General features: G+C 38.9%; 11 protein-coding genes. All 11 read right to left on the bottom strand.

From position 1 onward, the window contains the following. Positions 1-20 precede the first annotated feature (20 nt). A complete protein-coding gene (locus G4P69_RS12635; RefSeq protein WP_208344026.1) occupies positions 21-371 on the bottom strand; it encodes a hypothetical protein in 351 nt (116 codons plus the stop codon). Positions 372-1,026: 655 nt separating this feature from the next. After that, positions 1,027-2,322 carry an MFS transporter gene (locus G4P69_RS12640; RefSeq protein WP_208344025.1) on the bottom strand — a complete coding sequence of 432 codons (1,296 nt, stop codon included), beginning with the start codon at positions 2,320-2,322 and terminating at the stop codon, positions 1,027-1,029. Positions 2,323-2,345: 23 nt separating this feature from the next. Continuing rightward, positions 2,346-2,993, bottom strand: coding sequence for a GTP cyclohydrolase I FolE (gene folE, locus G4P69_RS12645; protein WP_243902945.1), 648 nt, complete (start codon positions 2,991-2,993; stop codon positions 2,346-2,348). 84 nt (positions 2,994-3,077) lie between these two features. Continuing rightward, positions 3,078-3,695 (bottom strand): 7-carboxy-7-deazaguanine synthase QueE, encoded by a 618-nt coding sequence (locus tag G4P69_RS12650; RefSeq protein ID WP_208344307.1) that lies wholly within the window; start codon positions 3,693-3,695, stop codon positions 3,078-3,080. A 94-nt stretch (positions 3,696-3,789) separates the two neighbouring features. Next, positions 3,790-4,458, bottom strand: a complete 669-nt coding sequence (locus G4P69_RS12655; protein ID WP_208344308.1) for a hypothetical protein — start codon at positions 4,456-4,458, stop codon at positions 3,790-3,792. 20 nt (positions 4,459-4,478) lie between these two features. Next, on the bottom strand, positions 4,479-4,883 hold the full coding sequence (gene queD / locus G4P69_RS12660; protein ID WP_208344309.1) for a 6-carboxytetrahydropterin synthase QueD: 405 nt from the start codon (positions 4,881-4,883) through the stop codon (positions 4,479-4,481). A 68-nt stretch (positions 4,884-4,951) separates the two neighbouring features. Beyond that, a complete protein-coding gene (gene queC / locus G4P69_RS12665) occupies positions 4,952-5,683 on the bottom strand; it encodes a 7-cyano-7-deazaguanine synthase QueC (RefSeq protein ID WP_208344310.1) in 732 nt (243 codons plus the stop codon). 421 nt (positions 5,684-6,104) lie between these two features. Then, complete coding sequence (locus G4P69_RS12670; protein ID WP_208344311.1) at positions 6,105-6,470, bottom strand: NHLP leader peptide family RiPP precursor; 366 nt, start codon at positions 6,468-6,470, stop codon at positions 6,105-6,107. A gap of 544 nt (positions 6,471-7,014) precedes the next feature. Further along, positions 7,015-11,616, bottom strand: coding sequence for an nSTAND1 domain-containing NTPase (locus G4P69_RS12675; protein WP_208344312.1), 4,602 nt, complete (start codon positions 11,614-11,616; stop codon positions 7,015-7,017). 286 nt (positions 11,617-11,902) lie between these two features. Continuing rightward, entirely contained in the window at positions 11,903-12,850 is a 948-nt protein-coding gene (locus tag G4P69_RS12680) for a DUF1822 family protein (RefSeq protein ID WP_243902582.1), read from the bottom strand. An 18-nt stretch (positions 12,851-12,868) separates the two neighbouring features. Continuing rightward, complete coding sequence (locus tag G4P69_RS12685) at positions 12,869-13,513, bottom strand: sigma-70 RNA polymerase sigma factor region 4 domain-containing protein (RefSeq protein ID WP_208344313.1); 645 nt, start codon at positions 13,511-13,513, stop codon at positions 12,869-12,871. Positions 13,514-13,737 lie beyond the last annotated feature (224 nt).

The raw sequence follows: 13,737 nt of genomic DNA on the forward strand, positions 1-13,737 counted from the left end.
TATGTCATCAATGGATGTAGTTATATCGTCGGTATTACATCTGGTAATTCATCCTCCACCAGCCGCAGGGGGGGATACTGGTAAGCAGCAATGGTCGTTAGCATAGTACAACAACCCACGACAATGAATATTAAGCTCATACCCGCATGAGAACCAGTACCGATGATTTTCCCGATACTGACTGCTATTGGAAGATCGGAAATCATTAAAGGTTCAAAGATTTTTTCTACTAATGGTCCAGAGACCAGATAAGCCAGTAACCGAAACATACTACCAATCATACTTCTCACTGCAAAAACCCTTCCCTGCAAGTCATACCAATTCAAAAAATGATTGATACAAGGTTTGGGTTGAGGAACGAAACGCAACACATCAAAGCCTTGTCTTTGTTGGATTTCACTTCGTAACCCTACGGGGAAGCAAGCTACAACCCAACCTACCCATCTGTTTCATTTTTTTCGTGAAATGGTATCAGGTGGAACTTTTCTTTGCCAAATAGACATCTCCGAAAAGGAATATAAAAGCCTTACACAGTCAGGGTCAATACCTCATTTCCGGGCATGTCTAATGATTTGATTGCAACCAAAGATGATTGTTAAACAAGAATGTATTGGCGATCGCACACCTGTGAGATTGCACTTCAAAAGTCCGTTTTTATAAGCATTTGGGTTCTCGTTAAATCCACAGGTTGAAAATTTCACTTTATGCACGAAACAAGTAAGAGGCTAAAACCTTTGTCCCACAATCGATTTCACTTTATGCGCGAACCCACAAAAAACTATCTGCAAGATTAATTGGGGAATGATTCTCGTAAATATTACGCGAACTTCTCTTTTTTTGTCCAAAGTCCAATGACATACCTTTAAGGAGATTTTTATCCTATTATCTGACCTCCCAATCAACTAGTCAAAATATTTTTGGTGGACTACTACTGAGTAAGCTTGCATAAGTGCGAAGATCGATCACACATTCAGCTACTGTCCAATTATGCGTAAGTAGCGCCCGTGCATAGCACGGTTCCCCTGATTATGACGGTAATACATCTGGCAATTCATCCTCCATTAACCGCAAGGGGCGATACTGGTAGGCAGCAATGGTTAATAGCACAGCACAAAAACCCACGATAATGAATACCAAACTCATACCTGCATGAGAACCAGTGCCGATAATTTTGCCTATACTGGTTGCTATTGGACTATTGGAAATCATTAAGGGTTGAAAGATTTTTTCTACTAATGGTCCGGAGACCAGATAAGCCAGTAAGCGGAACAAACCAGCAATCATACTTCTTACTGCAAAAGTCCTTCCCTGCAAATCAGGTGGAACTTTCCTTTGCCAAATTACTTGATTGTAACCACAGATAATTGGCCAACCAAAGGAAACAAGAAAAATACAAAGGGCGAGGAGCGGAATTCTAGTATACAACCCCATCAATAAAATACACAGCCCTTCTAGCAATTGAAAGCCGAATAAGCTGTAAATTAGTTTTTGTGAACCTCCCCAAGCACTTATCAATAGACTGCTTACCAATGAACCAATACCACTGATGGATATAATTATACCAAGTGTATTAGTTGAGGTAACTGACAGTACAAATGGGACAAGTAACACGTTAAAGATATTAACGAAGAAGTTGTTAGTAACCATAAAAATTAGCAATCCTAGAAGTTCTTTTCTTGCAGCAATGTAAGTCCAGCCACAGGCAACTTCTTGCAATAGGGAATTTCTAATTACTTGTTGTGTACGCTTTATTTGTACAGCCACCACATCAGGGAATTTAACCAAGAATAGTGTAAATAAAGCAACTAAAAAAGTGGCAAAGTCTAGGAGGATAATTCCCTGAATATGAATGATTCCCAGTAGTGCTACTCCTAGTATAGGAGAAATTAACTCAGTAGCAGACCCGGCTAGTAGCATCATGCTATTGGCACGACTAAGATGCTGTAATGGTACTAGCTGGGCGGTAGCAGCACTATAAGCTGGCCACTGCAAGGTATAGAAAGTTGAGCTCATGGCAGTTGCTAGATAAATATGCCAGATTTCAATACGATTGGTGGCAATCAAAAGAGCGATTACAATAGTGCCCAGAGCAGAAGCTGAGTCACTCAAAATCATAACCCATCGGCGATTCCATCGGTCTACCAAGACACCAGCTAACGGTGACATAACAATTAGTGGTAGGACACTGGATACAGTAATTAGGGTAAATTGGTTAATTGAGCCAGTGCGCTGATATACCCAAATACCTAAAGCAAAATCAGTGAGACTAGAGCCAATTGAGGAGACTAGTTGTCCAAACCAGATGAGGATGAAAACTTTCATTCCAATGTACTTGCAGTATTTTATCATAATTTGCTACTTGCGATTAACGAAAGTATTTGACCCCTGGCATTTACATCAGTTTTAAAAACACCTAAAACTGCATTTGTAATTGTTTTTGAACCGTATTTTAATACTCCTCTATTATTCATACAATTATGTTCAGCTTCAATTACAACAAAAGTACCTAGCGCATTTAGCGTATTATGAATAGTGTTTGCTAATTGATACGTAATTCGTTCCTGCATCTGCGGTCTAGCAGCGATAATGTCGAGGCACCTAGGAATTTTTGATAAACCAACCACTCTACCTTGGGGAATATAACCAACATGAGCAACGCCAGAAAATGGAAGTAAATGATGTTCGCAGAGACTGGAAAATTTAATATCTCGGAGTACAACAATTTCATTATGCTCGCATTGAAAAGTTCGTTGTAAAGGCTGAGATGGATTTTTATGTAGCCCCCACGTCATTTCAGCCCAAAACTTTGCAACTCTTGCAGGAGTATCTTCCATACCTTCAGTGTTAAATGAGTCACCCCATAACAATTGCATTGCTTTTCGTAATAATTCAGATGCTTGAGCTAAATTTTGTGTATGTACTGGTTGAGGCGTAGATTTTGCTGCTTCTAATAATGACAATTCTTGAGAATCTGATTCCTTAAATTGACTCAAGGATATATTTGATAACTTATTGCTAGTAAATGACATAAATTAGTGGAGTAGTGTATGGGTAGGAATTTAGATTTGTTTCTCAAACTACTGAACACATATTAATTTATGAATCTGTAACGATATTCGATAGTTTGGTTTTTGTTTAAGTAACTTCAATGTTAATGGAATGGTTGTAGAACGTTCGTTCCATTCAGGCTGCAAAAAAACAGGAATATTTGTATTATCACTCAAAAAATCTTGATAAAAATCTAGTTCTTTACCTGTACTAATTACAATCTTTAGTTCATTAGCTCTATGCCAAAATTCCTGTTTGACTCGGTACTTAGGATTGATGTGCTGTTTTGGAGATAGGGTAATCCAAGCTTGTTGTGAAATTTCTTGCCAAAAGGAACCTGATGTTTCAATGCTCACATCTTTCCCTGTTTCTAATAAAGCTTGAACCAAGTCTGGCAAATTTTTCTGGATAAACGGTTCTCCCCCACTTATCACAACTCTGCGGGACTTTAATTCAGCTAAAAGTTCACTGATACTTCGTTTTACATATGGTATTTGGTAATTAACTTCAGCATAACCAGTGTCACACCAAGGACAACTAACTGGACAACCGTATAACCGGATAAAGTCTACTAATATTCCTGTCCAATATCCTTCACCTTGAATTGTGTTTTGAAATGTTTCGTGGATTGGTATTTGAACTTGCATAAAAATGTGATGATTGTTGTGAGGTGAGTATAGCTAACTAATAGGAAAATAAGAATTTAAATAACTAGTTAGCTTAATCAAGTTATCTAAATTCTTATTTCCGAGCAAAAAAATTCCAAAAAAGTGAGCGATTTGAATCAGAACCTAGATGTATTTTTTGTTGATGTGGTATAAATTTCCACAGTGTTTTAATTGCTAAATCAGAACCAAGACTACTTGCAGAAGTAAGTTCAAACATTTGCATTCGATTATCATCTGTAGTTTCAAGTAAAAAATTACCATACTCTAAACCGAGAAATTCCTTAAACAATATAGCGATTCCAAAAGTATCCATTACTTCTAGCTCTGATAATTTTCTAGCTATATCAATAAGAAATACTTGATTTTTCATCAGGCTTTCAGCATTTTTTTTGATTTCTAAATCTACAGTTTTAGTGTCAAAAAACTCTAATGGATAGTAAGTAAATTCTAACAATTGATTTTTTTTAATCTTCCAAGAGTATGGAGTTACACAATCCCAGTTTGCTTTAGCTTCAGGCTTGATAGAAAATTTATTGTCAACAATTTCTCTAACAACACGCTCGTCTAATTGTAAATTAAAATGCCTGTGAAGCAAACATACACCAACTATTTCATGTAGCCCATAATGACAAATGATATTTCCGATATATGCCAACTTCTCTAAATTTTCTTGAGCACGCTGATTTGCTACTTCCAAATCATCTAATTCATTGAAAATTTTGAAATCATAATTAGCTTCCATAGCTTCTAATCCTTTTTTATTTAATAGTTGCTAAATTGTGCGCCAATTGCAGATTTTGTATATCTAGCACAACTTGTGCAAGTCTCTTGAATTTCTACTGCATGTAACCCATCCAGTCCAGCTTCTTCTAGTCGTTCAAAAACCCACCTTGCTAAAGCTTCGCTAGTAGGATTAAGAAGTCCAGTTGTTTCATTTAAGTAGTAATGGTCTAAATACTTTTCAACTATAGGCTGAATATACTTTTTTACATCGCCATAATCTATCAGCATTCCTTGCTTACAACCATCTTTAACAAGTTTATTTCCTCGAACGTAAACTCGTCCTACCCAGCTATGTCCATGTAATCTACAACATTTACCATCATGATGTGGTAACTGATGAGCTGCCTCAAATTTAAAATCTTTATATATCAACCATTCTTCCATTTTTTTACACCTATTTAGTATTAGAATCCAGAATTATTTTGGCGAAAAACTAATTATTAACCAGCAATTTACCTTAACATAAAACGCCAAAATATACTGGTAGCACGTTGAGTATCTTGGACATAAAAATCTCTTCCCTTAGCAGTAGCTAAGTCAGACCTACCCGCTTTAATTAAACCAAAGTCTCTAATGCGACAAGCATTACAAATACCGCAAGGTTCTTCTTTTCCTGAATAGCAAGACCAAGTGTCTACAATTGGTACTCCTAGTTGAAGAGCTTGGTTGATAATACTCACTTTGTCATATTTAATTAAAGGAGCAACTAATTTTGGTGCTGTGCCCTCTATGCCATTTCTAGAGTACAAAGAAGCTAAATTTTCAAAGCTTTCTAAATATGACTGTTGAGTATCAGGATAGTAGGTATCGGCAGCATTAAACCCTAGATAAATCAAATTAGCTTCTTTAGCTTCTGCCAAGGAAAGAGCAACAGAAATAAAAACAGTATTCCTTCCGGGAACATAATCGTTAGCAATTATTGTTGAGTGAGTCAAATCTGTAGAATTGAATTTTTCATGATTTGTCAGCGTAGAACCACCCCATTGAGCTAAATTTATGTCCACAACAAAGTGTTCTTTAATTTCTAACTTATGGGCAATTTTTTTAGCTGATTGCAACTCACGTGCGTTTCTTTGACCGTAGTAAACTGATAAAGCAATTACTTCATGACCTGAGGCAAGTGCTAAAGCAGCAACAGTAGCGGAATCTAAACCGCCAGATAGTAAAACAACTGCTTTGGACATAGTTATGTAAATAAAGACGATAAGTTTCGATGGGTGCATCCCAGTTTTTATTCTTTTTCAGGTAAAAAATATACCCATAGCTATACTAAAAACGGCTGAGAGCTTTACCTTTCAATAATCGCCAAAAGCTTTTCTGCACCAAGCTTATAGCCTTTTTTAAAAAGTCTCGTTATTACCCGTTTGCAGTATATATACAATTCCTATCGACCTGATTTTTCTCTTCAGGAACTTTAAAAAGTGAGATGCTCCCGTTTCGATGGCATCAAGAAAGCAGGAGGCAGAAATATTTAATCTATTAAATAAGCAAAAATAAGTACTTTCTAAAATTTGTAAAATTTTTGCTTTTTCAGTTTTTACTTCTGCCTTACCTGACAATTATTCTTGACTTTATACTATTTGTTAATAGGGCAACCTCATTATCTTAGCATTGGATTGTTGCAGTACACCAGCGTCGAGATGGACTGCATTTAGCAACAGGCTGAATTTGGATGAATCGCTCTAATTCATCATCGGTAAGTTCTTTGCCTTGTTCTACTAAAGAAGCTATTTGCTGTTGCTCCATAGGTAATACCAGATAAAGAGTGTCAGGAGTCTCTTCAAGTACTTTAAATCTGGCAACATCAGGGGTGTACTCTAGCCCAAGCTCTTTCATAATTGTGCTTGTAGGATTGTTTAGCAATTCTTGTTTGAATCCTGTGTCCTGTTGAGCTTTTTTAATAATTAAGGCTTCAAGCTCTTGGCGATTTCGAGGGGTTGTTTGTCCTTGGTTTAAAGTTGTAGTAATCACGTTTGTTTTCTTTGAAAAATAGAGTGTTTTTTAGAAATGCTAGGTTTAGTTTGTTTGCTAATCCCTTCGCTCTTTCTTAATATCAATACTATTCTTTTCTAATTGGATTGATAATTAATTATTTTTAGGTACTCATAAAAGTGATATTTAATTATTTTTAGGTGGCAATAATTTATTTATCCTCAAAGAATTCAGTCCTCAGGAGTCAGAATGAGCGTATGAATTCTGTACGACTGGTGAGTCAGTGCAGTCTTGGGATCTCCCCAAGTGGAGCAACTGACGAACCCGAAGAGCGGAGGAATAAAGGGGTTTAGAACCGAATGGCACTAAGAAAAACCTAAAAAGGAGCTGACACGGTGACGCGGGGACGCGGTTAAATGTCGGTTCGCGCATAAATTGAAATTTGTCGCGGATATGTGCGAACCCACACAATAATGGTTAAAACCTCCTCCATAAGTGGAAGTGGGTCGGGGTTGAAACTTTTCCTAAAACATCATCCCTTTATGGGTGGTGTATTCTGACTCCTGACTCCTATTTATTAGCTTCAGTAAAAGTGTTCGGAGGTATGATCATCGCACAGGTGACGATCGCTCTCACTCACATTAGAATTATTGTTGAGATAATCACGAACTTTATCACAACCGCGCTTGAGTAGATCATCTGGAGTCAAATCCAAATCCCAGAAAATAAATCTTCCTGTTTGATCAGAGAAAGCAAGGGTATGACCATCGGGACTGAAACTAATGTTGAAAACAAGGGCGTCTTGTGTCCTGAAAGTTTTGAGTTCCTTCAGTTCCTTATCTTCTAATTTCCAAATTTTGATAGTTTTGTCAGCACTAGCAGTAGCAAGCTTCTTGCCATCAGGGCTAAACCTGACACTATAAACTCCAGCATCATGCACCTTTATAGTCTTAAGTAAATTACCGTCATTCGTCCAAAGTTTGACAGTTTTATCCTCACTAGCAGTAGCAATTATTTTACCGTTGGGGCTGAAACTAACGCTATACACTCCATCTTTATGCCCTCCGTTTTTATCGTCAAGGGTTTTAATTAACTTCCCTTCACTCGTCCAAAGTTTGATACTCCAGTCCCAACTAGCACTAGCGAGCAATCGTCCATCAGGGCTGAAACTCACACTATTGACAGGATCATTATGCTCAAGGGTTGCGATTTTTTTTCCATCCTGGCTACAGAGATTGACCGTTTTATCCGCACTAGCAGTAGCAATCATTTTGCCGTTGGGGCTAAAACTCACTTGATTGACTGCATCTTTATGGCTGCAAAGGGCTCGGATTTTTTGACCATTATTATTCCAAAGTGTAACAGTTCCATTCTTCTGGGCAGTAACAATTTTTTGACTATCCGGGCTGAAACTCATAGTAGTAATCTGGTTATCTACCGTGAAATGTTGAAGTTCTTCACCATCTCGGCTCCAGATTTTGGCAGTATTGTTTATATTTGCGGTAGCAATCTTCCCGTCGGATTGGTTAAAAGTTCCAACATAGATGTTATCATCCGGAAGAAATTGAAGTTCCTTATCTCTCAATCTCCAAATTTTGACAGTTTTGTCCTTACTAGCAGTAGCGATCGCCTCACTATCAGGGCTAAAACTGACATTCCAAACCCAATCTTTGTGTCCACTCAAAGTTTGGATTTTTTCTGGTTTTTTAAAGTGGTCTAAGCTCCAGACATGGACATTGTTGTCACTAGTACTAGTAGCAGCAAGAATTTTGCCGTTAGGACTGAACTTGACGCTGGTAAACTCCATTGTACCCTTAAGGGTATCGAGTTGTTTGCCGTCCAAGCTCCAAAGTTTGACGGTTGTATCCTTACTAGCAGTGGCAATTATCTTACCGTCAGGACTAAAACTAACATCCCGCACCCAATTCTTGTGTGGAAAGGATGTTATTTTTTTACCATCTAGGCTCCAAAGCTTAGCAGTGTTGTCGGAACCTGCAGTCGCAAGCAGTCTACCATCGGGACTGAAACTAATGCTCAATACCAAACCGTCATGTGCCTTTATTATAGTCTTAATTATTTTACCTTCAAGGTTCCAAACTTGGACAGTCCCATCTTCACTGCCAGTAGCAAGCAGTTGACCATCGGGGCTAAAACTTATTCCAAAGATCTTCTTTTTATCCCCTTTAGAGACTATAAAGGTTTTAAGTTCTTTCCCCTCGCGAGTCCAAAGTTTGGCAGTTCCGTCCCAACTAGCAGTGGCAAGCAGTTGCCCATCAGGGCTAAAATTAACACTTCCAACTAAATCCTTGTGCCCTTTTAAGGTTGTGAGTTGCTTGCCATCTAAACTCCAGAGTTTGACATTTTTGTCTTTACTGACTGTAGCAATCATTTGACGATCAGGGCTGAAACTAACACCTATTACTTCATCTGTGTGCTTTTCTAATCGATTGATTTCTCTAACTTTATAAACGGCTTCCTGTAATAAACTATTCAAGGATCTTTCAATTTCAGCTTTTTCCTTAAATCCAGGAAATAGTAGCAGAGAACTGGGTATTTGATTCCACTTTCTTGACGCCTTCAGACTTGCTATCAATGCATCAAAATCTTGGTGTGAGGTTAATAGCAGTTGTGAGGACGCAGCGATAGCTTTGATCTCACTAATGCGTGCATTCTGTTCTTGCCACCAAGCGAGTCCAGCTAGTAACAGGGCTACAACCAAACTACTCGATAGTCCTGAGATAATAAACTGACGTCTACGCTTTTGGTTTTTGCTCTGTTGCGATCGCAACTCCAAACTCAGCCCAATAAAACTTCTCTCCTGCGAACTCAATTCCATAGAACGTTTCAACAGCCAATCTTCCGCATCTACCAGTGGCTTTCCTCTTAACAGCGCCCCTTCATCAAAACCACTACTTTCCCAAATACGCATTGCTACCCGTGACTGTTCTTGCCAGTGACGAAAGTCCCGATCTACTTGCATCCACTGTTGTAATTGTCCCCAACTGCGAATCAGTGCTTCATGAACGAATTCCACAGTGTCTACACCACTTTTCTCGTCTCGTCCCGTCACCACCAAGCGAGAAGACGCCAAACGGGTTACCAAATCCCAATTCTCCTCACCTATCTCCAAGCGGGTAGCGACACGGCGAGTATCCTCTGTACCAAGTCCAGGGTGTACAAGTTGGATAAAAATCTGTTGCGCTCTTGGTTTGTCGTCAAAGTTGAGTTGGCTATATACTTCATCAGCATAACGAGCCAATGCTGCTTCCACTCCCCCAATTTCATCGTAAGCACTGTGCGTCAATTGCCCATTGAGCTGTTTTGCCCATAGCTGAGTTAAGGCAAACTCTAATAAAGGTAAATCCCCTGGTTCAGCGCTCACCGCAGACACAATACGTTCAGTCAGTCCCGACTCAATTGTTACTCCCAGCAACGAAGCTGGCTTTTCTACCGCCGCTTGCAGTTCAGAGTCCGCCATCGGAGCTAGTTTTAAGTCTGCATACTGTAAGGCATCAGCAAAAGGACGGTAAGAGAGCGCTTGTCCCAAAAAATCTGCCCTGAGAGTGATGACAAAAGTAAAATTTTGACAATTCTGAATCGCTGACAGTAATCCATCTAAGAAAGCTTTGCGCTCTTGTAAGTCGCGACAAAGAGTGTAAAGTTCTTCAAATTGGTCAGCAACTAGCAACAAACGCTTTCTAGGGTCTTCAAAGAGGATATCATCCACCATATCCCGCAACCCATTCTCACACTGCCCTAGGTCGCTGGCAAGATTTCTAATGTCCCGCAAGCGTTCAGTGCGGCTAGGGTAGGCTTGTTTGTAAGAAACAAGTGCAGTAGCGAGGGCAAATAAAGGTCTTGAACCAGGACGAAAGTCGATGATATGCCAGTCTCCAGTATCTCGCAAGCACTTCACCAGACCAGCAAACACTACACTAGATTTACCACTACCACTAGGACCAATAACAGCAACTAAGGATTGACTTCGTACAGCCTCCACTAACATTTTAGTAAAAGATTCCCGCCCAAAAAAGAACTGTGCATCGTCTTCTTTAAATGCGAACAAACCCTGATATGGAGAAATTTCGGTGGGACGGCGACCTAAGTCTAACCAAGTTGGCGGAATTGCACCACCATTTTGACAAATGACTGGTAACAAAGAAGCACAGGGATACTTATCCTCAAGCCCATGCAATTTTAACCTTGCTTCCTTAATTGCTTGGTATAAGGACTTGCCAGAAGTAGCATAAGCCACCAAAAAATGCTTTAAAAATATCTGTGCGACTTCATCTGGTACTGGTTCACGCATTACAACAATTTGCGGAATATGTAGCGCTTCTAACTCATACGCTAATCCCAAGCCGTCGCAAGAATTGAAAATCGCCAAAGCTAACCCGTTGCTGGTGGCTTTTTTCAACCCGTACTTCAGGTCATCAGTGCTTAAGCTTTCTTTCTGTTCATTAATGTATATTCGACCACTATCTCCCACAGTTTCGCTATGACCGGCAAAAAACAGGATATCCCAACGCTGTTCCCACAACGAATCATTAATTTCGTGGCGTTGGGGCTGCACCAGGAACGTAACATCGGCATCAGGTAAACTGTTAAGCAATTTTCGGTCTGTTTCAACATCAATACCCATGCTGTTACCCAAAATCGCCAGAATTTTAACTTTATCCCTTTTTGTGGGCGTTTTTGCTAGGGTAAGTTGTTGATAATCTGGCGCACTCAAAGCTAGTTCCGTATAAGGGTATTCTTCCACCAAATCCCAAACCTGCCAAGGAATTTGTCGCAACTGATGATTAGATGTACGAATGAGTATTCGTGCTGAGTCATTTTCTTTCAATTCCTTCAACCAAGTTTCCCGTATGGGGCGAAAAGACTCTGAGCGTAACCAGCCATTTAGATGCTTTTGTAATTCAGTTGCTGAATTTTTGCAGTTGTTATACTTCTGGGAAATAGAATCATCGTAAGTCACTTTTTTAGCTTTCAGTGCGCGAGAAGTGTTCCCCAAACTACGATAATTTGATCTCCACTGGTCAATTGTTGTCTCCAAGTCAGGAACTGGTGGTAAATATCCAGTCACTTCTTTGTGGGGGTTAACACCTTCATTATTCATTGACAGCGAAACTCGTACACCCGACTGTAAGGTGCCATCTAGCTTCAGGACAATCAGCTTTGTCATTGATACTACCAAAGACGTGATTTCAATTCTGTAAGATGTGATGAATGAGTACAACGACCCTCTTGTTAGAAGTCAAGTACTTGGTTGACCCTGAAGAATCTTGAACTTAAGAATCATATTTTTTGTATTTTGTTTTAAATTCTTATTTTATATAGGTGTCAGTATACAACAGCTTATGCAGTTAGGTTAACCCACACAGTGGCAACAATGCTTGTTGAAGTTTCTAGCCGACTTGGGCGCGATCGCGCAGGGAGCCCACTGGCGAAGCCAATCGCCCTAGTGTAAACTAGATAACAAAATTTTCTATCACGGTCATATCGGCCAAAACTACTTTTACACTGAAAGCATCTCCAACAGAAGCGCTAAATTCTAATTCAATTTTTTTATTATCGTTTTTAGAGAATGCCTGCATTATAGCAGTTTCCTCAGAATCCAGAATCATGACCTGAAGCGACGGTGGTAAGTACTCTTGACCATGTGTTGGACGTAACTCCACAAGAATATCGATCTCATTGGGGTTGTTCAACTCCTGATTGACTTTAACAACTATCCCCACTGAGGCTTTGTTGTCTTCTATGCCAAATGTTATGAGCTTAGCACGCTCAGCAAAGTTTTTTGATTTTTCTTCAGGGCTTCTAAATTCCCAAACAGGTTGTGTAAAAAATAGAGACTCTATTGGTAACCAATCTGATTCAAAAATCTTCTCCAACCATCTTATTAAACTCACAATTTTTTTTTGAGATGATTGAGATTTTTGTACCTCTAAATATTCCAGATGATTCAAGAGACTTTCTAAGTTTTGTAAAGAGTTGACAGGTAAATTATCAGTTGATACCTCTTCAACAAATCCGAGCAATTTAGCAGATTGTAAAGATTCACTTATTTCCACAGCTACATAACCAATTCTATTCCTCCACACTTCCGGTGGAACGGAGATAAATTGTGAATTTTCTAGAACTGGACGGCATTCCAACTTCCCTATATTTTTTATCAATAAATCAGCTACATCCATAAGTGTCTGTTCTATCGGATTCCAACTGTCACTAGCTTCTAGGTCGGTTTCAAATCCCATACATTCTAGATAGAAATTCACGAAAGATACAGACAAGGTATTGAGTAGAACTTGCTGACTTTTTTCAGCAGTTGCTTGCCGTCTCGACCATTTTTCTGCTTGCTGGTAAGCAACCGGGGATATATAAGCTGTAAATGTACTCAGAGTTGTCACATTATCCATTATTTATTTACCGTACTCTCAGGTTTCAAAACCACATACATTTTTTAACTCATCCCGAAATTTTTCTAAACATCGTTGATAAAAGTTACTTAATGTTGGAATGGGAATCTTTAATTCATCAGATATATCTTTCCACGATACGCCTGACCATCTTTTTATCGCAATTTCTCTAAAATTCGCCTGGGGATATTTTTTGATATGCTCTTCTCGAAAAATACCAAGGGTATCTTCTTCTATATGTCGTCTTATTTTTTCAAAAGCTGAAGTATAATCCTCCTCATCTTCACTTTGAGCAAATGCCAAACCTTCCAGATCTTCTAATCGAGCAGTTTCAACCCTAATTTCATTGACTGAGCCGATTATTTTGGGAATAGCCTCTTTAAAAAAACGTTGACTCAATAACATATTGATCCAAGTTATAAATTTACCCCTTTCTGGGTCGTATTTGTCAATATTTTTACAGATATACAACAATAGGTCTTGTACCGCCTCCTTGTAAATTTGTTCATAAACTCCTTGGAATTGACCTTTATATGGGTAGCAAAGTTTTCCCGAACGGTAGATCCCATCAATTAATTTTGATAAGGTTATTCGTCTAACAGTTGTACCTAGTGTGTGCTTTTGGGCTTGTAGAGCTAGCTGTTGAAGCTCTTGCTCATTCATGGGTTTACGAGAATTGTACTTCTCTACAAACTATCGGATGCTAATTGTGGATTTTATCCATATCATTATAAAAACTTTACAAATCTTTACAAAATCATTGAGTACAGTAATTACAGCAGTTTTCAAGTAATTAGACCACAGTCGTAGGGGCGCTGCGGCCTTGCGCTCTTACAATAGGGTTGGTTCATTTAGGTGAAAATCGATATAAAGCAGAAAGCACAGAA

Source organism: Aetokthonos hydrillicola CCALA 1050, from assembly GCF_017591665.1.
Classification (GTDB): domain Bacteria; phylum Cyanobacteriota; class Cyanobacteriia; order Cyanobacteriales; family Nostocaceae; genus Aetokthonos; species Aetokthonos hydrillicola.